The 24967-nt window shown below is 71.2% G+C and carries 24 protein-coding genes; 22 read left to right on the top strand and 2 right to left on the bottom strand.

The annotated features are described in order from the left end of the window. The first annotated feature begins 58 nt into the window (after positions 1–58). A complete protein-coding gene (gene aroC, locus AB0368_RS14250; RefSeq protein ID WP_366154279.1) occupies positions 59–1237 on the top strand; it encodes a chorismate synthase in 1179 nt (392 codons plus the stop codon). Next, positions 1237–1743: a shikimate kinase gene (locus AB0368_RS14245; protein WP_366154278.1), complete on the top strand. Its 507-nt coding sequence runs from the start codon at positions 1237–1239 to the stop codon at positions 1741–1743. Before aroC ends, AB0368_RS14245 begins: the two co-directional genes overlap by 1 nt. Here the strand turns inward: AB0368_RS14245 and AB0368_RS14240 are convergent. Next, positions 1730–2428 (bottom strand): Clp protease N-terminal domain-containing protein, encoded by a 699-nt coding sequence (locus AB0368_RS14240; protein ID WP_366154277.1) that lies wholly within the window; start codon positions 2426–2428, stop codon positions 1730–1732. The two genes, AB0368_RS14245 and AB0368_RS14240, sit on opposite strands and share 14 nt — an antisense overlap. 71 nt (positions 2429–2499) lie before the next feature. Here AB0368_RS14240 and aroB point away from each other — a divergent pair, with 71 nt between their 5' ends. From aroB to nusB, 4 genes are all read left to right on the top strand, one after another. Beyond that, positions 2500–3576, top strand: a complete 1077-nt coding sequence (aroB, locus tag AB0368_RS14235; protein WP_366154276.1) for a 3-dehydroquinate synthase — start codon at positions 2500–2502, stop codon at positions 3574–3576. Then, the gene (aroQ, locus tag AB0368_RS14230; protein WP_366154275.1) at positions 3573–4004 is read left to right on the top strand and encodes a type II 3-dehydroquinate dehydratase; all 432 of its coding nucleotides are present in this window, start codon (positions 3573–3575) and stop codon (positions 4002–4004) included. Before aroB ends, aroQ begins: the two co-directional genes overlap by 4 nt. Positions 4005–4094: 90 nt before the next feature. Continuing rightward, positions 4095–4652: an elongation factor P gene (gene efp, locus AB0368_RS14225; protein WP_071807759.1), complete on the top strand. Its 558-nt coding sequence runs from the start codon at positions 4095–4097 to the stop codon at positions 4650–4652. 23 nt (positions 4653–4675) lie between these two features. After that, the gene (gene nusB, locus AB0368_RS14220) at positions 4676–5086 is read left to right on the top strand and encodes a transcription antitermination factor NusB (protein ID WP_366154274.1); all 411 of its coding nucleotides are present in this window, start codon (positions 4676–4678) and stop codon (positions 5084–5086) included. A gap of 184 nt (positions 5087–5270) precedes the next feature. On the opposite strand, the gene AB0368_RS14215 is transcribed toward nusB, so the two are convergent. After that, the gene (locus AB0368_RS14215) at positions 5271–5759 is read right to left on the bottom strand and encodes a transcriptional regulator (RefSeq protein WP_071807762.1); all 489 of its coding nucleotides are present in this window, start codon (positions 5757–5759) and stop codon (positions 5271–5273) included. A 301-nt stretch (positions 5760–6060) separates the two neighbouring features. Between AB0368_RS14215 and pyrR the strand changes: the two genes are divergently transcribed. The 16 genes from pyrR to def all read left to right on the top strand — a co-directional run bounded on the left by pyrR (position 6061) and on the right by def (position 24965). After that, complete coding sequence (gene pyrR / locus AB0368_RS14210) at positions 6061–6627, top strand: bifunctional pyr operon transcriptional regulator/uracil phosphoribosyltransferase PyrR (protein ID WP_366154273.1); 567 nt, start codon at positions 6061–6063, stop codon at positions 6625–6627. Next, positions 6624–7586, top strand: coding sequence for an aspartate carbamoyltransferase catalytic subunit (locus AB0368_RS14205; RefSeq protein WP_366154272.1), 963 nt, complete (start codon positions 6624–6626; stop codon positions 7584–7586). The genes pyrR and AB0368_RS14205 overlap by 4 nt, the downstream gene beginning before the upstream one ends. Then, on the top strand, positions 7583–8863 hold the full coding sequence (locus AB0368_RS14200; RefSeq protein WP_366154271.1) for a dihydroorotase: 1281 nt from the start codon (positions 7583–7585) through the stop codon (positions 8861–8863). The genes AB0368_RS14205 and AB0368_RS14200 overlap by 4 nt, the downstream gene beginning before the upstream one ends. Next, complete coding sequence (gene carA, locus AB0368_RS14195; RefSeq protein ID WP_366154270.1) at positions 8860–9969, top strand: glutamine-hydrolyzing carbamoyl-phosphate synthase small subunit; 1110 nt, start codon at positions 8860–8862, stop codon at positions 9967–9969. The genes AB0368_RS14200 and carA overlap by 4 nt, the downstream gene beginning before the upstream one ends. Beyond that, complete coding sequence (gene carB, locus AB0368_RS14190) at positions 9969–13277, top strand: carbamoyl-phosphate synthase large subunit (RefSeq protein ID WP_366154269.1); 3309 nt, start codon at positions 9969–9971, stop codon at positions 13275–13277. The genes carA and carB overlap by 1 nt, the downstream gene beginning before the upstream one ends. Further along, positions 13274–14278, top strand: a complete 1005-nt coding sequence (locus AB0368_RS14185; protein WP_366154268.1) for a quinone-dependent dihydroorotate dehydrogenase — start codon at positions 13274–13276, stop codon at positions 14276–14278. The genes carB and AB0368_RS14185 overlap by 4 nt, the downstream gene beginning before the upstream one ends. Next, entirely contained in the window at positions 14275–15534 is a 1260-nt protein-coding gene (locus tag AB0368_RS14180; RefSeq protein ID WP_366154267.1) for an adenosylmethionine--8-amino-7-oxononanoate transaminase, read from the top strand. Before AB0368_RS14185 ends, AB0368_RS14180 begins: the two co-directional genes overlap by 4 nt. A 20-nt stretch (positions 15535–15554) precedes the next feature. Next, a complete protein-coding gene (pyrF, locus tag AB0368_RS14175) occupies positions 15555–16385 on the top strand; it encodes an orotidine-5'-phosphate decarboxylase (RefSeq protein ID WP_366154266.1) in 831 nt (276 codons plus the stop codon). Positions 16386–16569: 184 nt separating this feature from the next. Further along, entirely contained in the window at positions 16570–16887 is a 318-nt protein-coding gene (gene mihF, locus AB0368_RS14170; protein WP_071807771.1) for an integration host factor, actinobacterial type, read from the top strand. A gap of 32 nt (positions 16888–16919) precedes the next feature. Next, positions 16920–17519, top strand: coding sequence for a guanylate kinase (gene gmk / locus AB0368_RS14165; RefSeq protein ID WP_366154265.1), 600 nt, complete (start codon positions 16920–16922; stop codon positions 17517–17519). An 80-nt stretch (positions 17520–17599) separates the two neighbouring features. Next, positions 17600–17863 carry a DNA-directed RNA polymerase subunit omega gene (rpoZ, locus tag AB0368_RS14160; RefSeq protein WP_071807772.1) on the top strand — a complete coding sequence of 88 codons (264 nt, stop codon included), beginning with the start codon at positions 17600–17602 and terminating at the stop codon, positions 17861–17863. A gap of 72 nt (positions 17864–17935) precedes the next feature. Then, on the top strand, positions 17936–19228 hold the full coding sequence (gene coaBC, locus AB0368_RS14155; protein WP_366154264.1) for a bifunctional phosphopantothenoylcysteine decarboxylase/phosphopantothenate--cysteine ligase CoaBC: 1293 nt from the start codon (positions 17936–17938) through the stop codon (positions 19226–19228). Between the two features lie 8 nt (positions 19229–19236). After that, a complete protein-coding gene (gene metK, locus AB0368_RS14150) occupies positions 19237–20427 on the top strand; it encodes a methionine adenosyltransferase (protein WP_366154263.1) in 1191 nt (396 codons plus the stop codon). Positions 20428–20791: 364 nt separating this feature from the next. Next, positions 20792–23053: a primosomal protein N' gene (locus AB0368_RS14145; protein WP_366154581.1), complete on the top strand. Its 2262-nt coding sequence runs from the start codon at positions 20792–20794 to the stop codon at positions 23051–23053. Positions 23054–23150: 97 nt separating this feature from the next. After that, complete coding sequence (locus tag AB0368_RS14140) at positions 23151–24368, top strand: cytochrome P450 (RefSeq protein WP_366154262.1); 1218 nt, start codon at positions 23151–23153, stop codon at positions 24366–24368. Positions 24369–24407: 39 nt separating this feature from the next. Further along, complete coding sequence (gene def, locus AB0368_RS14135; RefSeq protein WP_366154260.1) at positions 24408–24965, top strand: peptide deformylase; 558 nt, start codon at positions 24408–24410, stop codon at positions 24963–24965. Positions 24966–24967 lie beyond the last annotated feature (2 nt).

The raw sequence follows: 24967 nt of genomic DNA, 5'->3' as shown, positions 1-24967 counted from the left end.
GGCGGGACGGCGGTGGCCTGGCGGCGGACCGCGCGGCCCGCGTGCCAGACTGTGACACGTGTTGCGCTGGCTTACCGCAGGTGAATCCCATGGTCCGGCGCTCGTCGCCCTGCTGGAGGGCGTGCCCGCCGGGGTGCGGGTGACGAGCGAGGACATCGGCCGTGATCTGGCCCGCCGCCGCCTGGGCTACGGCCGCGGCGCGCGGATGAAGTTCGAGCAGGACGTGGTCGAGATCATCGGCGGGGTCCGGCACGGCCTCACCCTCGGCAGCCCGGTGGCGATCCGGATCGGCAACTCGGAGTGGCCGAAGTGGGAGACGGTGATGGCCGCCGACCCGGTCGACCCGGAGGAGCTGGCCGCGCAGGCCCGCAACGCGCCGCTGACCCGGCCCCGGCCCGGCCACGCCGACCTGGCCGGCATGCAGAAGTACGGCCACACCGACGCCCGGCCGATCCTCGAGCGCGCCAGCGCCCGGGAGACCGCGGCCCGCGTCGCCGTCGGCGTGGTGGGCAAGGCGCTCGTCAAGCAGGCGTTGGGCATCGAGATCGTCTCGCACGTCATCGAGCTGGGTTCGGTCGCGGCGAAGGCCGGGCTCATCCCGGCGCCCGAGGACGCCGAGCGCATCGACGCCGACCCGCTGCGCTGCCTGGATCCCGAGGCGAGTGCGCGCATGGTGGCCGAGGTCGATGCGGCGAAGAAGGACGCGGACACCCTCGGTGGCATCGTGGAAGTGCTTGCTTACGGCGTACCCCCGGGTCTGGGGTCGCATGTGCAGTGGGACCGCAAGCTGGACGCCCGGCTGGCCACCGCCCTGATGTCCATCCAGTCGGTGAAGGGCGTGGAGATCGGCGACGGCTTCACGCAGGCCCGCTCCCGCGGCTCGGTCGCGCACGACGAGATCATCGCGACGCCCGAGGGCGTCCGGCGGGTCACCGACCGGGCGGGCGGCCTGGAGGGCGGCATCACCAACGGCGAGAATCTTCGGGTACGGGCGGCGCTCAAGCCGATCTCCTCGCTGAACCGGGCACTGCAGACCGTGGACGTGCTCACCGGCGAGCCGGCCACGGCGATCAACCAGCGCTCGGATGTCTGCGCGGTGCCGGCGGGCGCGGTCGTCGCCGAGGCGATGGTGGCGCTCGTGCTGGCCGAGGCGGCCACGGAGAAGTTCGGCGGCGACTCGGTGGCGGAGATCCGCCGCAACGTCGCCGGATACCTCGACAGTCTGCCGATCCGCTGATGGCGCCTGCGGCCGTGCTGGTGGGCGCGCCCGGCGCCGGCAAGACGACGGTCGGGCAGGCCGTCGCGGCGCTGCTCGGCGTCCCGTTCGCCGACACCGACCACCTGATCGAGGAGCGGGCCGGCAAGCCGATCCCGGAGATCTTCTTCGACGACGGCGAGGACGAGTTCCGCCGCCTGGAGCGCGAGACGATCGCCGCGTCGCTCGAGTCGTTCGGCGGCGTGCTCGCGCTGGGCGGCGGGGCGATTCTCGACCCCGGCACCCGCGACGCCCTGCGGGCGCACACGGTGGTGTTCCTGTCGGTGGAGCTGTCCGACGCGGTCAAGCGGGTGGGGCTGGGCGCCGGCCGGCCGCTGCTCAGCGTGAACCCCCGCGCGACGCTGAAGTACCTCATGGACCAGCGCCGTCCGCTCTACGCGTCGGTCGCCACGCACACGGTGAAGACCGACGGGCGCGACCCCGGGGAGATCGCCGCCGAGCTCTCCGGGCTGCTCAAGCCCGGCTAGCCTCCAGCGCGTCGATGCGCTTGATCAGGGGCGCCAATTCCGCGCGTACGGCGGTGAGCACCTCCGGCGCCGGGGTGCTCGCCCGCAGGTGGGCGTAGCCGGCCGTTGCGGCGGCCACCGCTCGCCGGGCGGCCCGGCCGTCGGCACCCCGGTCCCGCAGCGCGCGACCTGCCAGGCCGTCCGGTTCGGCGGCAAGGCCGATGAGCAGATGCTCGCAGCCCACGTAGTTGTGTCCCAGGCCCGTCGCCTCGGTGACCGCCAGCTCGACGACGTTCCCGGCGGCGGTGCTGAACCGCAGGCCGTCGCCGTCCCCGCCGGGCTCGGTGCCGTCCGGCACGGTGATCGTGGCCGGGTCGATCTCCATCGCGCCGAGGATCTGCAGGGCCAGGTTGCCGCCCTCGGCGATCAGCCCGTGCAGCAGGTCCCCGCTGGTCACGGCCGGTGCGCCGGCGGCGCGGGCCCGGTCGGTGGCCAGGGACAGCACGGTCACGGCCCGGGCGGTGAAGTGCGGCAGCCGATTCGCCAGCTGTTCGGGATCCAGGTCGCCGAGCACGGTCTGGCGGATGGCGGTGACGCGGCGTACGGCCTGCTCCAGGGCTCGCTGACAGACGGCGGAGACCGGCACGCCGGCGTCGCGCACGGCCTCGGCGAGCTCGTCGGGGAGATACACGTTGATTTTCGGCATGCCGTCTATGTAACCCTGCATGGGGTTAGCTGTCTATAACCCCATAGCCCCGGCACTAGCATGCAGGGGCGATGGACGACGTCACCCGAATCTCCGTGCCCGGTGAGCGACCGTACGACGTGCTGGTCGGCCGCGGCTTGCTCGGCGCCGTGCCCGGGCTCCTCGAGGGCGCGGTACGCGCGGCGGTCCTGTATTCCCGGCCCCTCAAGCAGCGCGCCGAGGCGATCGCCGAGCGGCTCGAGGCCGCCGGCATGCGGCCGTTGCCGATCGAGCTGCCCGACGCCGAGGCCGGCAAGACGGCGGAGGTGGCCGCCCGCTGCTGGGGCGAGCTGGGGGCCGCGGGCTTCACGCGGACGGACGCCGTCGTGGGCGTCGGCGGGGGAGCGGTCACCGACCTGGCCGGTTTCGTGGCGGCCAGCTGGCTGCGCGGGGTTCGCTGGGTGCCCGTCTCGTCGTCGCTGCTGGGCATGGTCGACGCCGCCGTGGGCGGCAAGACCGGCATCAACACCGCCGCGGGCAAGAACCTGGTGGGCGCGTTCCACCCGCCGGCCGGGGTGCTGTGCGACCTCGAGCTGCTCGGCACGCTGCCGCACGACGACCTGGTCGCCGGGCTCGCCGAGGTGGTCAAGTGCGGCTTCATCGCCGACCCCGCGATCCTCGACCTGGTCGAGCACGATCCGGCGGCCGCCGCCGATCCCGGCAGCGCCGTGCTGCGCGAGCTGGTCGAGCGCGCCGTCCGGGTCAAGGCCGGCGTCGTCGGCACCGACCTGCGCGAGTCCGGGCTGCGCGAGATCCTCAACTACGGCCACACGCTCGGCCACGCCATCGAGAAGAATGAACGGTACGGCTGGAAGCACGGTCACGCCGTCGCGGTCGGCCTGGTCTACGCCGCCGAACTGGGCCGCCTCACCGGTCGCCTCGACGACGACACCGCCGCCCGGCACCGCCGCGTGTTGTCCCTGCTCGGCCTGCCGCAGTCGTACCGTGCCGACGCCTGGGACGAGCTGCTCGCCGCGATGCGGGTGGACAAGAAGGCCCGGGCCGACACCCTGCGCTTCGTGATCCTGGACGGCCTGGCCCGGCCCGGCATCCTGACCGTCTCGGACGAGTCGGTCCTCGCCCGCGCCTACCAGGCGGTGGCCGCATGACCCGGGTGTACGTGCTCAACGGGCCCAATCTCGGCCGCCTCGGCACCCGCCAGGTCGATGTGTACGGCGTGACGTCGTACGCCGACCTGGTGCGCCTGTGCGAGGAGACGGGCCGGGAGCTGGGCCTGGACGTGCTCGTGCGGCAGACCGACGCCGAGCACGAGATGCTGGCCTGGCTGCACGCCGCCGCCGACGAGCAGGCGCCGGTGGTGCTCAACCCGGGCGCGTGGTCGCACTACTCGTACGCGGTCCGGGACGCCTGCGCGCTGCTGCGCGCGCCCCTGGTCGAGGTGCACATCTCGAACATCCACGCCCGCGAGGAGTTCCGGCACCACTCGGTGGTCTCCGCGGTGGCGACCGGGGTGATCGCGGGACTCGGCGTCGACGGCTACCGCCTCGCCCTGCGTCACGTCGCGGGACTGCTCTGACCCGATTCGCCGGGTGACCGCCTGCGCCGGTAAACTCCACCGGTCACCTCTACGCTTCGACAACTCCCGATTTCAAGATCAAGGCAGGACATGGCTTCCACCAACGACCTGAAGAACGGCCTCGTGCTCAACCTCGACGGCGAGCTGTGGGCCGTTGTCGAGTTCCAGCACGTCAAGCCGGGCAAGGGTGGGGCGTTCGTGCGCACCACGCTCAAGAACGTCCTCTCCGGCAAGGTGGTGGACAAGACCTTCAACGCCGGCACCAAGGTCGAGACCGCGACGGTCGACAAGCGCACGATGCAGTACCTGTACCAGGACGGTGAGGACTTCGTCTTCATGGATCTGGACACGTTCGACCAGATCACGGTGCCCGGCGGCACGGTCGGCGAGGCGGCCAACTACCTGCTTCCCGAGGCCGAGGCCACGGTGGCGACCCACGAGGGCGTCCCGCTCTACATCGAGCTGCCCACCAGCGTCTTCCTCGAGGTGACCTACACCGAGCCGGGCCTGCAGGGCGACCGCTCGACCGGCGGCACCAAGCCGGCCACCGTGGAGACCGGCGCGACCGTGCAGGTCCCGCTCTTCATCACCACCGGCGAGAAGATCAAGGTCGACACCCGCGACGGCCGTTACCTCGGCCGCAGCTGATGGCCGAAGGCCCCAAGACGCAGATGCCTGCGCGCCGCAAGGCGCGTAAGCGCGCGCTCGACGTCCTCTACGAGGCCGACCTCCGCGACCTGCCGCCGAGCCAGGTGCTCGCCAGCTACCTGGACCGGATCGCCAAGCCCCACCCCGACCACCTCGACTACACGGTCGGGCTGGTCGAGGGGGTGGCCAAGCATCTGGACCGGATCGACGAGCTGATCGGCAGCTACGCCGAGGGCTGGACCCTGGAGCGGATGCCGGTGGTGGACCGCAACCTGGCCCGCATCGCGGTGTACGAGCTGCTCTACCTGCCGGAGATCGACGACCCGGTGGCGATCACCGAGGCGGTGGAGCTGGCGAAGCAGATGTCGACCGACGACAGTCCGCGCTTCCTCAACGGCATCCTCGGCCGCATCGCGGAGTTCGCCACCCGCTGACGCACGGTCCGGATCTTCGTTCGCGGTGACCGTTGCCGGGCAGCCGGTCGCTTCATTGAGCAGCGCCGATGGATCGACGGTGGGTGATCATCCGCCCGTTTGCCCGCGGTCCGTGACCGTCAGCCACATCGCCGAAAAGCACAAAGGGGCCCGCACATGCGGGCCCCTTCGTCGTGCGGGTGCTCTAGCTGGCGAAGAACGCGCGGGGGTCGGCTACCAGTACGCCGGCCTCGGTCAGGCGCTCGATCAAGCCCGACGGGGAGATGTCGTACACGATGGCGAGGGCGCGCAGGTCGTCCGCGCGGATCGAGAGGACGCGGCCGTTGTAGTCGCCGCGTTGCTGCTGGATGGCCCGGGCGTAGCGCGCGACGTAGGCCAGGTCCTCGCCGGCCGCGTCGTACAGCTTCTCCAGGTCCAGCACGATCTTGTTGGTGGCCTCGAGCCGGACACCGCTGCCGTCGGGCAGCAGCTCCGAGACGGGCACGCGGTAGAAGTCGGCCAGTTCGGCCAGACGCGAGACGGTGACGGCACGGTCGCCACGCTCGTACGAGCCCACCACGACGGCCTTCCAACGGCCGTTCGACTTTTCTTCCACGCCCTGCAGGGAAAGGCCCTGCTGCTGGCGGATGGAGCGCAGGCGGGCGCCCAACGACTTGGCGTACTCAGACGGCATTCGGACACTCCAGTACTGTGCTGGCCCGGAGGGTTCTTCCTCCGGATCGCTACGCTGCGTGACGGTACGGAGTTTGCAAGCCCTGGTCAAGTGTCGGTTACCGATGAGTCGCTGAGCCAGGGAGAGAGTTGCCCGCATTCGTCCGTCTGGTCCGTGGGTCGGCCACGTCACCATGGTCATCGCTGCGCTCACTGGTAACGTAGCGTCAGCCATCGGGCGGCCCTTGATCGGGGGGTCCGGTGAAGAGTTGCACAGACGTCCTTTAACGACCCGTCCCGTGAGGCGGGGAAGGAGGTCAGCCGTGGCATACCCACGCGCCGACACAGGTTCTACCAAGATCATTCTTTCGGGGTCCGACCTGCAGCGGGTCGTCGACCGGATCGCTCACCAGATCCTCGAGAAGACGTCCGGCGCCACGGACACCGTCCTGCTCGGCATCCCGACCCGCGGCGTCCCGCTGGCCCGCCGCCTCGCCTCCCGGATCCATGCCTTCGAGGGCATCGACATCCCGGTGGGCGCGCTCGACATCACCCTCTACCGCGACGACCTGCGGCTGCACGCCACCCGGGCACTCGGCAAGACCGACATCCCGGGCGGCGGGCTGGACGGGCGTCGCGTGATCCTCGTCGACGACGTTCTCTTCTCCGGGCGCACGGTGCGGGCCGCGCTCGACGCGCTCAGCGACGTCGGCCGGCCCAGCTCGGTGCAGCTCGCCGTCCTGGTCGACCGCGGGCACCGCGAGTTGCCCATTCGCGCCGACTACGTCGGTAAGAACATCCCCACCGCGCTGGCCGAGAAGGTACGCGTGTCGCTCGCCGAGACCGACGACGGCGTCGACGAGGTCAAGCTGTACGGAGACGCCGCATGATCAAGCATCTGCGTTCCGCCGCGGACCTGGACGCGGACACCGCCACGCTGATCCTGGACACCGCCGGCGAGATGGCCGCCCTGGCCGGTCGCGAGGTCAAGAAGCTGCCGACCCTGCGCGGGCGTACCGTCGTCAACCTCTTCTACGAGGACTCCACGCGTACCCGGATCTCCTTCGAGGCCGCGGCAAAGCGGCTCTCCGCCGACGTCATCAACTTCTCCGCCAAGGGCTCCAGCGTCTCCAAGGGCGAGAGCCTCAAGGACACGGCGCTGACCCTGCAGGCGATGGGCGCCGACGCGGTCGTGATCCGGCACCCGGCCTCGGGCGCACCGCACCGGCTCGCGTCCTGGGTGGACGGTTCGGTGATCAACGCCGGCGACGGCACCCACGAGCACCCGACGCAGGCGCTGCTGGACGCGTACACGATGCGCTCGCGGCTCGGGAAGATCGACGGCCTGAACGTCGCCATCGTGGGTGACGTCCTTCACAGCCGCGTCGCCCGCTCCAACGTTCTGCTGCTCAGCACCCTCGGCGCCAAGGTCACTCTGGTCGGTCCGCCGACGCTGATCCCGGTCGACATCGCCGCCGCGCTCTCGCCCCAGACTGAGCCTTCCCGCGGCGGAAAACCGAAAGAAACTCGAACAAGAGTGTCGTACGACCTCGATAGCGTCCTGCCCGGCATGGATGTGGTGATGATGCTGCGGGTGCAGACCGAGCGGATGCAGGACTCTTACTTCCCTTCCGCGCGGGAATACAGCCGCCGCTACGGACTCGACGCTACGCGCATGAGGAAGCTGCCGGAGCACGCGATCGTCATGCACCCGGGCCCGATGAACCGGGGCATGGAGATCGCGCCCGAGGTGGCCGACTCGTCGCGCTCCACGATCGTCGAACAGGTCGCCAACGGCGTCAGCGCCCGGATGGCCGTTCTCTACCTGCTGCTCGGAGGCAAGGCATGAAGTCGTACCGGATCAAGAATGTCTCCGTCCTGGGTGCCGCCCCCACCGACTTGTTGATCCGCGACGGCGTCATCGCCGAGGGCGCCGGCAAGGCGGACGAGACGATCGACGCCGCGGGTCTGGTGGCCCTGCCCGGGCTGGTCGACCTGCACACCCACCTGCGCGAGCCCGGCCGCGAGGACGCCGAGACGGTCGAGACCGGATCCCGCGCGGCGGCCCTCGGCGGCTACACCGCGGTCTTCGCGATGGCGAACACGTCGCCGGTGGCCGACACCGCGGGCGTGGTCGAGCAGGTCTGGCGGCTCGGCCGCGAGGCCGGCCTGGTCGACGTGCTGCCGATCGGCGCGGTCACCGTGGGCCTGGCCGGGAAGCAGCTCGCCGAGCTGGGCGCGATGGCCACGTCGGCGGCGAACGTGCGGATCTTCTCCGACGACGGGCACTGCGTCGCCGACCCGCGCCTGATGCGCCGCGCCCTGGAGTACGTGAAGGCGTTCGACGGCATCATCGCCCAGCACGCCGAGGAGCCCCGGCTCACCGAGGGCGCCCAGATGCACGAGGGCGAGGTCTCGACCCGGCTCGGCCTGACCGGCTGGCCCGCGGTCGCCGAGGAGGCGATCATCGCCCGCGACGTGCTGCTCGCCGAGCACGTGGGCAGCCGCCTGCACGTCTGCCACGTCTCCACGGCCGGGTCCGTCGAGGTGCTGCGCCACGCCAAGGCCCGGGGCGTACGGGTGACCGCCGAGGTCACGCCGCACCACCTGCTGCTCACCGACGAGCTCGCCGCCAGCTACGACCCGGTCTACAAGGTCAACCCGCCGCTGCGCACCGCCGCCGACGTGCAGGCGCTGCGGCAGGCCCTGATCGACGGGGTCATCGACATCGTCGCCACCGACCACGCCCCGCACGCCGTGGAGGACAAGGAGTGCGAATGGGCGTACGCGCGCCCCGGCATGGTCGGCCTCGAAACCGCACTGCCGGTCGTCCTGAGTGTCCTGAGCGATCTGAGCCCTGATCATCGATGGGAGCTGATCGCCGAGCGCATGTCCCGGGCCCCGGCCCGGATCGCCGGCCTGACCGGGCACGGCACCGATCTCTCCGCCGGTTCGCCGGCCAACCTCACGCTGGTGGACCCGTCCGCCCGCCGGGTCGTGGACCCGGCCGAGCTGGCGAGCCGCAGCCGCAACACTCCGTACGCGGGCACCACCCTGCCGGGTCGCATCGTCGCGACCTTCCTCCGGGGAGAGCCGACAGTCCTGGACGGGAAGGCCGTCAAATGAAATCAGCAATCCTTGTGCTCGAAGACGGGCGCACGTTCTCCGGATACTCCTACGGCGCCGAGGGGGAGACCTTCGGCGAGGCCGTGTTCACCACCGGCATGACCGGTTATCAGGAGACGCTGACCGACCCGTCGTACCACCGGCAAGTCGTCGTGCAGACGGCCCCGCAGATCGGCAACACCGGCGTCAACGACGAGGACGACGAGTCGAGCAGGATCTGGGTGGCGGGCTACGTCGTGCGCGACCCGGCCCGGCGTCCGTCGAACTGGCGCGCGACCGGTGACCTGGGCGAGCGCCTGGCCGCCGAGGGCGTCGTCGGCATCAGCGGCATCGACACGCGGGCGCTGACCCGGCACCTGCGCTCGCGAGGCGCGATGCGGGTCGGTATCTCCACCGTCGACCTCGATCCGGCGTCGCTGCTGGAGCGGGTCAAGGCCGCTCCCGAGATGCTCGGCGCCGACCTGTCCGCCGAGGTCACCACCCCCGAGCGCTACACCGTCGAGGCGGTCGGCGAGCACCGGTACACGGTCGCCGCCCTCGACCTCGGCATCAAGCGCAACGTCTCCCGCCGGCTGGCCGAGCGCGGCGTGACCACGCACATCTTCCCGGCCACCTCGTCCATCGAGGACCTGCTCGCGGTCAGCCCCGACGCCGTGTTCCTGTCCCCGGGCCCGGGCGACCCCGCCACCGCGGACGGGCCGGTCGCGCTGGCCCGCGCCGTGCTGTCGCGTCGGGTGCCGCTGTTCGGCATCTGCTTCGGCAGCCAGATCCTGGGCCGGGCGCTCGGCTTCGGCACCTACAAGCTCGGGTACGGCCACCGCGGCATCAACCAGCCGGTGTTCGACAAGACCACCGGCAAGGTCGAGGTGACCAGCCACAACCACGGGTTCGCCGTCGACGCGCCGCTGAACACCGTGATCGACACGGACTTCGGCGGCGTCGAGGTCTCCCATGTGTGCCTCAACGACAACGTGGTCGAGGGCTTGCGGGCACTCGAGGTGCCCGCTTTCACCGTCCAGTACCACCCCGAGGCGGCCGCGGGCCCGCACGACGCGGACTACCTGTTCGACCGGTTCGTGGAGCTCGTCGAGAAGGTGGATGCCTGATGCCGAAGCGCACTGATCTGCAGCACGTCATGGTGATCGGCTCCGGGCCGATCGTGATCGGCCAGGCCTGCGAGTTCGACTACTCGGGCACCCAGGCCTGCCGGGTCCTGCGCGCCGAGGGTTTGCGCGTCTCCCTGGTCAACTCCAACCCCGCGACGATCATGACCGACCCGGAGTTCGCCGACGCCACGTACGTCGAGCCGATCACCCCGGAGTTCGTCGAGCTGGTCATCGCCAAGGAGCGCCCCGACGCGATCCTGCCCACGCTGGGCGGGCAGACCGCGCTCAACACGGCGGTCGCCCTGCACGAGAACGGCGTGCTGGACAAGTACGGCGTCGAGCTGATCGGCGCCAACATCGACGCGATCCGCCGCGGCGAGGACCGGCAGCTGTTCAAGGACATCGTCGCCAAGGCCGGCGGCGAGACCCCGCGCAGCCGCGTGTGCCACTCGATGGACGAGGTCAGGGCCACCGTCGCCGACCTGGGCCTGCCGGTGGTCATCCGCCCGTCGTTCACCATGGGCGGGCTCGGCTCCGGCATGGCGCACACCGACGAGGACCTCGAGCGCATCGCGGGCGCCGGCCTGGCCGCCTCCCCGGTGCACGAGGTGCTCATCGAGGAGAGCGTGCTCGGCTGGAAGGAGTACGAGCTCGAGCTGATGCGGGACAAGCACGACAACGTCGTGGTCGTCTGCTCGATCGAGAACATCGACCCGATGGGCGTGCACACCGGCGACAGCGTCACCGTGGCGCCCGCGATGACCCTCACCGACCGTGAGTACCAGAACCTGCGCGACCTCGGCATCGCGGTCCTGCGCGAGGTCGGCGTCGACACCGGCGGCTGCAACATCCAGTTCGCGATCAACCCGGACACGGGGCGCCTGGTCGTCATCGAGATGAACCCGCGCGTCTCGCGCTCGTCGGCGCTGGCCTCCAAGGCCACCGGCTTCCCGATCGCGAAGATCGCGGCGAAGCTGGCCATCGGCTACACCCTCGACGAGATCCCCAACGACATCACGCTCAAGACGCCGGCGGCCTTCGAGCCGGCGCTGGACTACGTGGTCGTGAAGATCCCGCGGTTCGCCTTCGAGAAGTTCCCCGGCGCCGACCCCGAGCTGACCACCACGATGAAGTCGGTCGGCGAGGCGATGAGCCTGGGCCGCAACTTCGCCGAGGCGCTCAACAAGGCGATGCGCTCGATGGAGACCAAGGCCGCCGGCTTCTGGACGGCACCCTCCTTCGAGGACCGCGACGAGGCCCTCGAGGCGCTGCGGATCCCGCACGACGGGCGCCTCTACACCGTGGAGGCCGCGCTGCGCCTCGGCGCGAGCGTCGAGCAGGTGCACGAGGCCAGCGGCCGGATCGACCCGTGGTTCCTGGACGAGATCAAGGCCCTGGTGGACCTGCGCGAGGAGATCCTCTCGGCGCCCGTGCTCGACGAGGCGCTGCTGCGCCGCGCGAAGCGCAGCGGGCTGTCCGACCGCCAGCTCGCCGCGCTGCGTCCCGAGCTGGCCGGCGAGGACGGGGTGCGGACGCTGCGCCACCGGCTCGGCATCCGGCCGGTCTACAAGACCGTGGACACCTGTGCCGCCGAGTTCGAGGCGCAGACGCCGTACCACTATTCGACGTACGACGAGGAGACCGAGGTCGCGCCCTCGGACCGGCCCAAGGTGCTGATCCTGGGGTCCGGCCCGAACCGGATCGGCCAGGGCATCGAGTTCGACTACTCGTGCGTGCACGCGGTCATGGCGCTCAAGGGCCAGTACGAGACCGTCATGGTCAACTGCAACCCGGAGACCGTCTCCACCGACTACGACACCGCCGACCGGCTCTACTTCGAGCCGCTGACCTTCGAGGACGTGCTCGAGGTCTTCCACTCCGAGGACGCGTCCGGCAAGGCCGCGGGCGGCCCCGGCGTGGTCGGCGTGATCGTGCAGCTCGGCGGCCAGACCCCGCTCGGCCTCGCCCGGCGGCTCAAGGCGGCCGGGGTGCCCATCGTCGGCACCTCGCCGGAGTCGATCGACCTGGCCGAGGACCGCGGCGCGTTCGGTGCGGTGCTCGCCAAGGCGGGGCTGCGCTCGCCTGCCCACGGCACCGCGACCTCCTTCGAGGAGGCCAAGGCGATCGCCGACGAGATCGGCTACCCGGTGCTGGTCCGGCCGTCGTACGTGCTCGGCGGCCGCGGCATGGAGATCGTGTACGACGAGCCGACCCTCGCCGACTACATCGCCCGCGCCACGGAGATCTCGCCGGACCACCCGGTGCTCGTCGACAGCTTCCTCGACGACGCGATCGAGATCGACGTGGACGCGCTGTGCGACGCCACCGGCGAGGTGTACATCGGCGGTGTGATGGAGCACATCGAGGAGGCCGGCATCCACTCCGGCGACTCGTCGTGCACGCTGCCGCCGGTCACCCTGGCCGGCTCGCACCTGACCGAGGTCCGCCGCTACACCGAGGCGATCGCCCGCGGCGTCGGGGTGCGGGGCCTGCTCAACGTCCAGTACGCGCTCAAGGACGACACCCTCTACGTGCTCGAGGCCAACCCGCGCGCGTCCCGGACGGTGCCGTTCGTCTCCAAGGCGACCGCGGTGCCGCTGGCCAAGGCGGCGGCCCGGATCATGCTCGGTGCCACCGTCAAGGAGCTGCGCGAGGAGGGTGTGCTGCTGCGCACCCGCGACGGCGGCGAGACCCCGCCGAACGCGCCCATCGCGGTCAAGGAGGCGGTACTGCCCTTCAAGCGGTTCCGCACCCCGGCCGGCAAGGGCGTGGACAGCCTGCTCGGGCCCGAGATGAAGTCGACCGGCGAGGTCATGGGCATCGACCCCGCCTTCGGCCCGGCGTTCGCCAAGTCGCAGGCCGCGGCGTACGGCTCCCTGCCGACCAGCGGCAAGGTCTTCGTCTCGGTGGCCAACCGCGACAAGCGCTCGATGATCTTCCCGATCAAGCGCCTCGCCGACCTGGGCTTCGACATCGTGACCACAGCGGGAACGGGCGAGGTCCTGCGCCGGCACGGCATCGCGTGCGAGATCGTGCCGAAGCACTTCGAGAGCCCCGGCCGCAATGCGGTGGAGCTGATCGGGGCGGGCGAGATCGCGCTGATCATCAACACCCCGCAGGGCTCGGGGGCGAGCGCCCGCTCGGACGGCTACGAGATCCGCAGCGCCGCGGTCACCTACGACATCCCGAGCATCACGACGGTGCCGGGTGCGGCCGCGGCGGTGATGGGCATCGAGGCGCTCATGCGCGGCGACATGTCCGTACGCCCGCTCCAGGAGCTGCACGCCGCGCTGCGGGAGACCGAGTGACGATCTTCGAGACCGCCGTCCGCCCGGTGCTGTTCCGGGTGGGCGGCGGGGACGCGGAGACCGCGCACGAGGTCACCCTGCGACGGCTGGCCGGCCTCGGCGCCCGCACCCGGGCCCTGCTGCGCCGGCTGTATTCGGTCAACGCGCCGGTCGAGGTCTTCGGCGTGCGGTTCCCCAATCCGGTGGGGCTGGCCGCCGGGATGGACAAGAACGGCGTCGCGCTGCCGGCCTGGCCCGCGCTCGGGTTCGGCTTCGTCGAGGTCGGCACGGTCACCGCCAAGGCGCAGCCCGGCAACGACAAGCCCCGGCTGTTCCGGCTGCGCGACAGCCAGGCCGTGATCAACCGGATGGGCTTCAACAACGAGGGTGCGGCGGCGCTCGCCGACCGGCTCAAGGCCCTGGGCCCGCTGGGGATCCCGCTCGGGATCTCGCTCGGCAAATCCAAGGTGACGCCGCTCGAGGAGGCGGTGCAGGACTACCTGACCTCCTACGAGCTGCTGCACCCGTACGCGGACTACATCGCGGTCAACGTCTCCTCGCCGAACACGCCGGGCCTGCGGACGCTGCAGGACAAGTCGGCGATCGCGGCGCTGCTCGGCGCGCTGGTCGGCAAGACCCCGGTGCTGGTGAAGATCGCCCCGGACCTCGCCGAGCCCGCGGTCGCCGAGCTGCTGGAGGTCTGCCTCGCGTACGGCGCCGCCGGGGTGATCGCCACCAACACGACGCTGAGCCGGGACGGTGTCGCCGCCGGCGACCAGCCACGGGCGGGGGAGGCCGGGGGACTGTCGGGGCGGCCGCTGACCGAGCGGGCCCGCAAGATCGTCCACTTCGTCCACCAGGAGACCGGTGGCCGGCTGCCGATCATCGGCGTGGGCGGCATCGTGGCGCCCGACGACGCGGCCCGGATGTTCGACGCCGGCGCGTCGCTCGTGCAGCTCTACACCGGCTTCATCTACCGGGGTCCGGCGCTGGTCAGAGCGGCGGCCAAGGCCCGCCGATGAACCTGCTGGCGCTCGACCGGGCCCATGTGTGGCATCCGTACGGGCCCATGCCCGGGCGGGCCGAGCCGTACGTGGTCGACAGCGCCGAGGGTGTCCGCCTGCGGCTGGCCGACGGCCGTGAGCTGGTCGACGGCATGTCGTCGTGGTGGGCGGCGATCCACGGCTACCGCCACCCGGTGCTCGACGCCGCGCTGGCCGACCAGGCCGGCCGGATGAGCCACGTGATGTTCGGCGGCCTCACCCACGCGCCTGCGGTCGAGCTCTGCCGCACGCTGGTGGAGCTGACCCCGGAGGGACTCGAGCACGTCTTCCTCGCCGACTCCGGCTCGGTCGGGGTCGAGGTGGCGATCAAGATGGCGTTGCAGGCCCAGCTCGCCGGCGGGCAGACCGGCCGGCGCCGGCTCGCCACCTGGCGTGGCGGCTACCACGGCGACACGTTCCACCCGATGAGCGTCTGCGACCCGGTCGGCGGCATGCACTCGCTGTGGACCGGCGTCCTGCCCGCCCAGGTCTTCGCCGGGGCACCGCCGGCCGGCTACGACGAGGCCTACGCCGCGGAGCTGGCCGAGACGGTCGAACGGCACGCGCACGAGCTCGCCGCGGTGATCGTGGAGCCGGTCGTGCAGGGCGCGGGCGGGATGCGGTTCCATCATCCGGAGTATCTGCGGGTGCTCCGGGAGGTGACGGCGGCCCAGGGCGTATTGCTGATCTTCGACGAGATCGCCACCGGCTTCGGGCGTACCGGTGAGCTGTTCGCGGCGGGCCACGCCGGGGTGACGCCGGACATCATGTGCCTGGGCAAGGCCCTGACCGGAGGTTATCTGACCCTCGCCGCGACGCTGTGCACGACCGCCGTCGCCCGTGCCGTCAGCGCGAGCAGCGCGGGCGGGCTGGCGCACGGGCCCACCTTCATGGGAAACCCGCTCGCCTGCGCCGTGGCGAACGCCTCCATCGGCCTCCTGACGGCCCAGGACTGGCGGGGCCGGGTGACGGGTATCGAACGGGCCCTGCGCGCCGGTCTGGAGCCGCTGAGCAGCGCCCCCGGCGTCGCCGACGTGCGCGTCCTGGGCGCGATCGGCGTCGTGCAGCTCGGCCACGACGTCGACGTCCCGAAGGCCACCGCCGCCGCGGTCGAGGCCGGGGTGTGGCTGCGGCCGTTCCGGGACCTGATCTACACAATGCCGCCGTACGTGGCGAGCGACGCCGATGTCGCCTCCATTACCCGAGGAATCGCCGCCGCGGTGTCCGCCACCTGACACGAAAGGGAATCGCCCCTATGGAGAGCTTCGGACGCCGGCTGCGCGCCGCCATGGACGCCAGGGGCCCGCTGTGCGTCGGCATCGATCCCCACGCCGCCCTCCTGGCGCGATGGGGTCTCTCGGACGACGTCGCCGGCCTGGAACGCTTCGCCTTTACGGTTGTCGAAACACTGGCCGATCGGGTCGCCGTTCTGAAGCCGCAGTCGGCCTTTTTCGAGAGATTTGGATCACGTGGCACCATGATCCTTGAGTCAATTATCCGACAGTCACGAGAGGCCGGTGCACTCGTGCTTCTGGACGTGAAACGGGGCGACATCGGGTCCACGATGGCCGCTTACGCGAGTGCATATCTGGATCCGGACAGTTCTCTCCGTGCCGACGCGATTACTGTGAGTCCCTATCTCGGTGTCGGTTCTCTGCGGCCCGCATTCGACACGGCGGCCGCGAACGGCGCCGGTGTCTTCGTCCTGGCGCTGACGTCCAACCCGGAAGGAGCGGCGGTCCAGCACGCGCGAACGGCCGGCGGGCGAACCGTCGCGCAGACCGTCATCGACGAGATTTCCCAGCTCAACAGGGGTGTGGACGGCCTCGGAAGTTTCGGACTCGTGGTCGGGGCGACCATCGGCGAGACCGGTCACGACCTCTCGGACGTCAACGGACCGCTGCTCGCTCCGGGCCTCGGCGCGCAGGGCGGCGACCCCGCGGGGCTCAAGGCGATCTTCGGTGAGAGCCTGCGGAACGTGCTGCCGTCGTACTCACGGGAGGTTCTCTCGGCGGGCCCGGACCCGGTCGCCCTGCGGGCCGCCGCGGACCGCGCCGAGGCCGCCTGCCGGGCCGTGATCGGGTGAAACGGCCTGCTTACCAGGCCCGGTGGCAGGCGGGTGGGGGGTACCCCCACGTTGCCGAAAGCGCCGTTGACCGCTAGTTTTCCCGGCGCCGGGAACCACATGCCCCTTTGGTTCCCTGGCACACCACGTTTCACAGAAGCGCCGGTATTGGACTACTGGCGCGATAGGGACCTGAGGAGAACTGGTGCCGCTCCCGTCACTGAGCCCCGAGCAGCGTGCAGCCGCGTTGGAGAAGGCCGCGGAGATTCGCAAGGCCCGGGCAGAGCTGAAGGATCAGCTCAAGTCTGGCAAGACCACCCTCGCCGCCGTGCTCGACCGGGCCGAGGGCGACGACGTCGTCGGCAAGCTGAAGGTCTCGGCCGTGCTCCAGGCGCTGCCGGGCATCGGCAAGATCCGGGCCACCCAGATCATGGAGAAGCTCAAGATCGCCGACAGTCGTCGCCTTCGTGGCCTCGGCGAGCAGCAGCGTAAGGCCCTCCTGGGGGAGTTCGCTGCGAACTGACTCACCGGCTCGTGTTGAATGAGCCTGTGAGCATGGATGACGACGCGCGCCCGGCAGCCCGACTCACCGTCCTGTCCGGCCCCTCGGGGGTGGGCAAGGACAGCGTGATCGAGCTGATCCGGGCGCGCTCGCCATGGATCAAGCTGTCGGTGTCGGTGACGACCCGCAAGAAGCGCGACTACGAGACCGATGGTGAGCATTACCACTTCGTCACCCGTTCGGAGTTCCAGCGTCTGGTCGAAGGAGACCAGCTCCTCGAGTGGGCGGAGTTCGCCGGCAACATGTACGGCACGCCCCGCGCGCAGGTCGAGGGCTGGCTGTCGCAGGGCCGGCCGGTGCTGCTGAAGATCGATCTGCATGGCGCCCGGCAGGTGCGGGCCATGATGCCCGACGCCCAGCTGGTGTTCCTGGCCCCGCCCAGCGTCGAGGAGCTCCGCCGCCGCCTGGTCGGCCGCGGCACCGACGACGAGGCGACCATCCGCCGCCGCCTCGAACACGCGGATCACGAGCTGGCGGCCGAGAAGGAGTTCGACCGTACGGTCGTCAACGACTTCGTCGAGCGCGCCGCTGACGAGCTGGTAGGATTGCTCGGTTCGTCCTTCCTGACTCCCGCCCAAGCTCCCGAGGCGTAAGGCCTCAAAGTCGTAAGGCCTCGGAGTGCAGCGCCGGAGTCGTAGGACCGCTCAGCTCTCCCAATCGTGAGGAATCATTCGTGGGAACCATCGCCAACCCCGAAGGCATCACCAACCCGCCGATCGACGAGCTGCTCGACAAGACCTCGTCGAAGTACTCCCTGGTGATCTTCGCGGCCAAGCGCGCCCGTCAGGTCAACGCCTACTACAGCCAGCTCGGTGAGGGCCTCCTCGAGTACGTCGGCCCCCTCGTGGAGACGACGCCGCAGGAGAAGCCGCTGTCGATCGCGATGCGCGAGATCAACGCGGGCCTGCTCACCGCCGAGGCCACCGACCAGCCCTGACGCCCTCGGTGTCCTTCGACCCGCGTCCGCTCTGCGGGCGCGGGTTTTTCGTTCTCCTCGACGGGAGTGGTCATGACCGAGGTCGTGCTCGGCGTCTGCGGCGGGATCGCCGCGTACAAGGCCTGTGAGCTGCTGCGCCTCTTCACCGAGTCGGACCACGGTGTCCGGGTCGTCCCGACCGCCTCGGCGCTCAAGTTCGTCGGCGAGCCCACCTGGGCCGCGCTGTCCGGGCGCCCGGTGGCCACCGAGGTCTGGGACGACGTCCACGAGGTGCCGCACGTGCGGATCGGCCGGCACGCCGACCTGGTCGTCGTCGCCCCCGCCACCGCCGACATGCTCGCGAAGGCCGCCCACGGCCTCGCCGACGACCTGCTGACCAACACCCTGCTCACCGCCACCTGCCCGGTGATCTTCGCGCCCGCGATGCACACCGAGATGTGGGAGAACGCCGCCACCCGCGCCAACGTGGCGACCCTGCGCGAGCGCGGCCACATCGTCATCGAGCCCGCGGTCGGCCGGCTGACCGGCGCCGACACCGGCAAGGGGCGGCTGCCCGACCCCGAGGCGATCTTCGCCACCGCGCTGCGGGTCCTGCGCCGCGGCGCGGCGGCCGAGGCCGACCTCGCCGGGCGGCACGTCGTGGTGACCGCGGGCGGCACCCGTGAGCCGCTCGACCCCGTACGGTTCCTCGGCAATCGCTCGTCGGGGAAGCAGGGATACGCCCTCGCCCGGGCTGCGGTCGCCCGTGGTGCCCGGGTCACCCTGATTGCGGCGAACGTCACTTTGCCCGCTCCTGCGGGAGCCGATGTGGTGAAAGTCGGCACGACGGAAGAACTCCGCAAGGTCACCGTCGCGGCCGCCGCCGGCGCGGACGTCGTCGTCATGGCCGCCGCGCCGGCCGATTTCCGCCCTTCGGACGTCGCCGGACACAAGATCAAAAAATCGGACGACGGTACGGCGCCCACGATCGCGCTGGTCACCAACCCGGACATCGCGGCCGAGATCGGTGCCGGCAAACGCCCTGGTCAGCTGCTCGTCGCGTTCGCCGCCGAGACGAGGGACGCGCTGGAGAACGCCCGCGGAAAGCTCAGTCGGAAACGTGCCGACCTCATCGTCGTTAACGAGGTGGGCGCCGACCTGGTCTTCGGAGCCGACCACAACACGGTGACGATTCTGGGTGCCGACGGCACGACCGTGCAGCTGGGGGAACTCCCCAAAGACGATGTGGCGGATGCGATATGGGACGAGGTCGCCACCCGGCTCGAGCCGCAGGCCAGGCAGACTGGGACGCCGCTGGACCGGGCCTGCGCCCCCACCGCGTCGGTGACTACACTGCCGCGGAACGAACCTTCGACGAAATTCTGAGGAGCACCGTGGCACGCCGCCTGTTCACTTCCGAGTCGGTCACGGAAGGCCACCCGGACAAGATCGCTGACCAGATCAGCGACGGTATTCTCGACGCCCTGCTGACGCAGGACCCGCGCAGCCGCGTTGCGGTGGAGACCCTGATCACGACCGGCCAGGTGCACGTGGCCGGCGAGGTGACGACCCAGGCGTACGCCGACATCCCCAGCATCGTGCGGGAGACCATCCTCGGCATCGGCTACGACTCGTCGAAGAAGGGCTTCGACGGCGCGTCGTGCGGCGTGAGCGTGTCCATCGGCTCGCAGTCGCCCGACATCGCCCAGGGCGTCGACAGCGCGGTCGAGCTGCGCGAGGGCAACTCCGAGCACGTCCTCGACGCCCAGGGCGCCGGCGACCAGGGCATGATGTTCGGCTTCGCCTGCTCGGAGACCCCCGAGCTGATGCCGCTGCCGATCGCGCTCGCCCACCGCCTGGCCCGCCGCCTGTCGGCCGCGCGCAAGGACGGCACCATCCCCTACCTGCGCCCGGACGGCAAGACCCAGGTCACGATCGAGTACGACGGCCTGCGCCCGGTCCGCCTCAACACCGTCGTGGTGTCGTCGCAGCACGCCGCGGACATCTCGCTCGAGTCGCTGCTGACCCCGGACATCCGCGAGCACGTCATCGCCCCCGAGCTCGAAGGCCTGGGGCTGGACACCGACGGCTACCGCCTGCTGGTCAACCCGACCGGACGCTTCGAGATCGGCGGCCCCATGGGCGACGCCGGCCTCACCGGCCGCAAGATCATCGTCGACACGTACGGCGGCTACGCCCGCCACGGCGGCGGCGCCTTCTCCGGCAAGGACCCGTCCAAGGTGGACCGCTCCGCGGCGTACGCGATGCGCTGGGTCGCCAAGAACGTGGTCGCCGCCGGCCTCGCCGAGCGGTGCGAGACCCAGGTCGCGTACGCGATCGGCAAGGCCCACCCGGTCTCGCTGTTCGTGGAGACCTTCGGCACCGAGAACGTCCCGGTGGAGCGCATCGAGAAGGCCATCCACGAGGTGTTCGACCTCCGCCCGGCCGCGATCATCCGCGACCTCGACCTGCTGCGCCCGATCTACCAGCAGACCGCGGCATACGGCCACTTCGGCCGCGAACTGCCGGAGCTGCTGTGGGAGAGCACGGACCGCGCTCAGGACCTGAAGAACGCTGCGGCCTGACGCTTCCGTTGGTGGAAGAGCTGACGCTTTGACGCAGGAGACGGGTGCCCAGGCTGCGGCCGGGGCACCCGCTCTGTTCGCCGGCCCTGTCGGGGTGTCTGCTCTGGTCGCCGGCCCCGTGGGGGTGTCTGCTCTGGTCGCCGGGCCGGTCGGGGTGTCTGCTCTGGTCGCCGGGCCGGCTGGGGGACCGCCCGGTCCTCCGCCCGGTGTCACGGACAAAGGCGACAGCGCGGTGCCTTCGATCGGTGCCGATGTGGCGCCGCTGTTCGCCGAAGTTGTCGCACCCCGGCGCCAGAATGGGCGGGTGACGGCGAAGAGCAAGGACCGGGAGCCGGCGGCGACGCTGCCGGTCGCGCGGGTCTGCGTGGACGTGCCGCTGCCACACCTCGATCGGCCGTTCGACTATCTGATCTCCGCCGCGGACGACGCGGTGGCACAGCCCGGCGTGCGGGTGAAGGTGCGCTTCGCCGGGCAGATGGTCAACGGCTTCCTGCTCGAACGGGTGGAGTCCAGCACCCACGCCAAGCTGGCTTATCTGGACAAAGTGGTCTCGGGGGAGCGGGTGCTCGATCCCGAGATCGCCCGCCTGGCCCGGGCGATCGCGGATCGTTATGCCGGAAACCTCTCGGACGTCCTGAGGCTGGCAATTCCGCCGCGCCACGCCAGGGTGGAGGCACAACCCGAACCGGCCGCCGCTGAAGCCGCCGGCGATCCCGCCGCTGAGGCTGCCCGGGATGCCGCTGCTGTAGCGGCCCACGAAGCTACCGTTGAGGTTGCCCGGGATGCCGCAGCTGTGGCCTCGCCCGATGCCGGCTGCGGTGTCGCCGACGACGCCGCGCGCGATGCTGTCCCAGACGCCCCGCGGGATGCCGCGCGTGTTGTCGCCGCAGACATCAAGCGTGCTCCCGACGCCGTGCGCGATGCCGCCCTTGACGCTGCCTCGGACACCGCGCATGTTCCCGTCTCCGAAGCCGCGAGCGATGTCGCCACAGACCCGGTCCGCCATGCCATCGCTGAGGTTCCCCGGGACTCCGGCGCAAGGCCTGCCCCCGACGTCGGCGTCGAGACCGCCGTGAGCGGCACCGGGTGGGACGACTATCCGGCCGGGCCCGCGTTCCTGCATGCGCTCGAGCAGGGGCGCGATGCCCGCGCCGTGTGGTCGGCGTTGCCTGGGGAGGACTGGCCCGCGCGGATCGCTGAGGTTGCTGCGGCTACGGTCCGGGGTGGGCGGGGTGTCGTCGTGGTGGTGGCCGACGCGCGCGACCTCGACCGTGTCGATCGTGCGCTGACCAAGGTTCTCGGCGAGGGGCGGCATGTGGCTCTCCACGCCGCCGCAGGGCCTTCCGAGCGATATCGGCGGTTTCTGGCTGCGAGCCGGCGCCGGGTTCGGGTCGTCGCCGGGACGCGGGCGGCCATGTTCGCGCCCGTCGCCGATCTGGGGCTCGTGGTGATCTGGGATGACGGCGACGATCTGCACGCCGAGCCTCGGGCTCCCTATCCGCATGCTCGGGAGGTGCTGCTCACGCGGGCTCAGCTCGCCGGGTGTGCTGCGCTTGTCGGGGGCTTCGCCCGTACCGGAGAAGCGCAGTTGCTCTTGGAGACCGGATGGGCGAAGGAGATCGTCGCGGGGCGGGACATGTTGCGGGCGCGCAGTCCCGCGGTCGCTCCGACGGGTGACGATTCGCAGCTCGCGCGGGATCCCGGAGCGGTCACCGCGCGGTTGCCGAGTTTGGCCTGGCAGACCGCGCGGCAGGCGTTGCAGGGCGGGGCGCCGGTGCTCGTGCAGGTGCCTCGGCGCGGTTATCTCCCCTCGGTGGCGTGCGCCGAGTGCCGGATGCCCGCCCGGTGTCCGCACTGTTCCGGGCCGCTCGGGCTGGCGGGGGCGCGGGCGGTGCCGACCTGTCACTGGTGTGGGCGTGCTGCCGCGGCCTATGCCTGTCCGGCATGCGGGGGGCGGCGGCTGCGTGCCTCGGTGACCGGTGCCCGGCGGACGGCCGAGGAGCTGGGCCGGGCGTTTCCCGGCGTGCCGGTGCGGACGTCCGGGCGGGACGAGGTGCTGGACACCGTTCCCGGCGATGCCGCCGTGGTCGTCGCCACCCCGGGCGCCGAGCCGGTCGCCGAGGGCGGTTACGGCGCGGTGCTCCTGCTCGACACCTGGGCCCTGCTGACCCGCGCCGACCTGCGCGCGGCCGAGGAGACGATGCGGCGCTGGTTGTCCGCCGCCGCACTGGCACGGCCGGGCGCCGCGGGTGGCCGGGTGGTGGTTGTCGCGGACGGGTCGCTGGCGCCCGTGCAGGCGTTGCTGCGGTGGGAGCCGGGCTGGTTCGCCGCCCGGGAGCTGGCGGAGCGCCGGGAGCTGGGCTTTCCGCCCGCCGCCCGGTTCGCGAGCCTCACCGGCCGGGCCGAGGCGGTCGCGGAGCTGCTCGCCGCTGCACGGCTGCCGCAGGGCGCCGAGCTGCTCGGGCCGGTGCCCGCGCCGGAGGACCAGGAACGCATGCTGGTCCGGGTGTCGCGGGGTCGAGCCGCCGAGCTGGCCCGCGCTCTGCACGAGGGCGCCGCGGTGCGGAGCGCGAAGAAGGCGGCCCTGCCGGTGCGCGTTCAGGTCGACCCCGCTGAACTGCTGTGATGTCCGGCCCGGAAAAAGGGGTCGAGCCCGCGTGAGGACGCGCCGACGCTGAAGGGCTGGATCGACATCGGTGTGCCGGGGTCAGCACAATGGAGTGATGGATGCCGCCGCGGCCGTCGAGGTGCTGCTTTCGCCCGGTGCCGGGCTCGATCCTTATCCCGCCTACTCCGCGCTGCGGTCGCAGGGGCCGATCGTCGGGCAGGCCGGTGCGTTCTTCGTCACCGGCTGGCATGCCGCCGATGCGGTTCTTCGGGATCCCGCGATGATCGTGTTCGACGCGGCGCTGCTCGACCAGCATTGGCCCGATTGGCGGGGCAACAAGGGTGTCGCCCTGTTCGCCGACTCGATGTTGAAGCAGAATCCGCCGAATCACACGCGGATGCGGCGGCTGGCTTCCGGCGTCTTCACGGCCCGGCGGGTGGGTCTGCTCCGGGACGTCATCGAGGCTCAGGTCGCGGAAACCCTCGACGAGATGGTCGCGCGGACCGGCGGCGGGGTGGCCGACTTCATGACGCAGCTGGCGTACCCGTTGCCCATCAAGGTGATCTGTGCCCTGCTCGGCGTCACGGCCGCTGATCGGGGCCGGTTCCGGCGGCTGGCCGAGGCCCTCACCGCGGTGCTGGAGGTGCAGCTCACCGAGGAGCAGGCCGCCGGTGCCCATGCCGCGGCCGAGGAGCTGGAGGACTATTTCACCGCCCTCATCGAGGTGCGCCGCCAAGATCCGCAGGATGACCTGGTCACCGCCCTGGCGGCGGCGCACGATTCCGGCGGGGACAAGCTCACCGCCGGCGAGCTGATGGGGAATCTGGCCCTGCTGCTGGTCGCCGGGTTCGAGACCACCACCAACCTGCTCGGCAACGGCCTGCGGGTGCTTCTGGAACGACCGGCGCTCGCCGGGCGGCTGCGGGACGATCCCGGTGCCGCGCCCGCGTACGTCGAGGAGATGCTGCGGTACGAGCCGCCGGTGCAGTTGACCGGCCGTTTCGCCGGGGCGGACACCGTGGTCGCCGGGGTGCCGGTGCCGGCGTTCAGCGAGCTCATCGTGTTCCTCGGCGCCGCGAACCGGGATACCGCGCGGTTCGCCGATCCGGACCGGTTCGATCCGGACCGGCCGGACAACGCGCCGCTGTCGTTCGGGGCGGGCGTGCACTACTGCCTCGGCGCGCCGCTGGCGCGGTTGGAGGCTCAGGTCGCCCTGCCTGCCGTGCTGCGCCGGTTTCCGCGGCTGGCGCCGGCCGCTGAGCCGGTGCGCCGCGACCGGCTCACCCTGCGCGGATGGGCGACTCTTCCGGTCTCGGTGGGCTCCGTAGACTAGGGCGCGACCCAGTCTTTCCCGAGTCAGGAGTGGCACCGCGTGACCGTTCAGCCCATCCGCCTGTTCGGCGACCCGGTGCTGCGTACGCAGGCCGATCCGGTCACCGACTTCGACAAGGAACTGCGCGCCCTGGTCCGGGATCTCACCGAGACCATGCTCGACGAGGGTGGCGCCGGCCTGGCCGCCCCGCAGCTCGGGGTCGGCCTGCGGGTGTTCACGTTCGACGTCGACGACGTGGTCGGGCACATCGTCAACCCGGTGCTCAGCTTCCCCGACGAGGAGGAGCAGGACGGCCCCGAGGGCTGCCTGTCCATCCCCGGTGTCTATGTCGACACCAAGCGCCGCCAGAACGTCGTGGCGGAGGGCTTCAACGAGTACGGCGATCCGGTCCGCCTGGTCGGCACCGGGCTGATGGCCCGCTGTGTGCAGCACGAGACCGACCACCTCGACGGCGTGCTGTTCCTGGACCGCCTCGACACCGCCGCCCGGAAGGACGCGATGAAGCAGATCCGCGCCGCGGACTGGTACGACGCTGCCAAGCCACCTGTGGTCAAGCCCAGCCCGCACGGCCGGGGCCTCTTCGGCGTGGGGCGGTGAGC

The sequence above is a fragment of the Actinoplanes sp. NPDC051475 genome (assembly GCF_040689425.1).
Lineage (GTDB): Bacteria > Actinomycetota > Actinomycetes > Mycobacteriales > Micromonosporaceae > Actinoplanes.
This window is presented reverse-complemented; position numbering and strand designations above follow the sequence as displayed.

Bases quoted from the DNA above. Each gene is read 5' to 3' on its own strand.
- AB0368_RS14180 (WP_366154267.1), top strand. From the start codon at position 14,275: ATGAACCTGCTGGCGCTCGACCGGGCCCATGTGTGGCATCCGTACGGG.
- AB0368_RS14240 (WP_366154277.1), bottom strand. From the start codon at position 2,428: ATGCCGAAAATCAACGTGTATCTCCCCGACGAGCTCGCCGAGGCCGTG.
- aroB (WP_366154276.1), top strand. From the start codon at position 2,500: ATGGACGACGTCACCCGAATCTCCGTGCCCGGTGAGCGACCGTACGAC.
- pyrF (WP_366154266.1), top strand. From the start codon at position 15,555: ATGGAGAGCTTCGGACGCCGGCTGCGCGCCGCCATGGACGCCAGGGGC.
- gmk (WP_366154265.1), top strand. From the start codon at position 16,920: ATGGATGACGACGCGCGCCCGGCAGCCCGACTCACCGTCCTGTCCGGC.
- nusB (WP_366154274.1), top strand. From the start codon at position 4,676: ATGCCTGCGCGCCGCAAGGCGCGTAAGCGCGCGCTCGACGTCCTCTAC.
- AB0368_RS14140 (WP_366154262.1), top strand. From the start codon at position 23,151: ATGGATGCCGCCGCGGCCGTCGAGGTGCTGCTTTCGCCCGGTGCCGGG.
- AB0368_RS14205 (WP_366154272.1), top strand. From the start codon at position 6,624: ATGATCAAGCATCTGCGTTCCGCCGCGGACCTGGACGCGGACACCGCC.
- AB0368_RS14215 (WP_071807762.1), bottom strand. From the start codon at position 5,759: ATGCCGTCTGAGTACGCCAAGTCGTTGGGCGCCCGCCTGCGCTCCATC.
- carB (WP_366154269.1), top strand. From the start codon at position 9,969: ATGCCGAAGCGCACTGATCTGCAGCACGTCATGGTGATCGGCTCCGGG.
- aroQ (WP_366154275.1), top strand. From the start codon at position 3,573: ATGACCCGGGTGTACGTGCTCAACGGGCCCAATCTCGGCCGCCTCGGC.
- efp (WP_071807759.1), top strand. From the start codon at position 4,095: ATGGCTTCCACCAACGACCTGAAGAACGGCCTCGTGCTCAACCTCGAC.
- carA (WP_366154270.1), top strand. From the start codon at position 8,860: ATGAAATCAGCAATCCTTGTGCTCGAAGACGGGCGCACGTTCTCCGGA.
- coaBC (WP_366154264.1), top strand. From the start codon at position 17,936: ATGACCGAGGTCGTGCTCGGCGTCTGCGGCGGGATCGCCGCGTACAAG.
- AB0368_RS14200 (WP_366154271.1), top strand. From the start codon at position 7,583: ATGAAGTCGTACCGGATCAAGAATGTCTCCGTCCTGGGTGCCGCCCCC.
- AB0368_RS14245 (WP_366154278.1), top strand. From the start codon at position 1,237: ATGGCGCCTGCGGCCGTGCTGGTGGGCGCGCCCGGCGCCGGCAAGACG.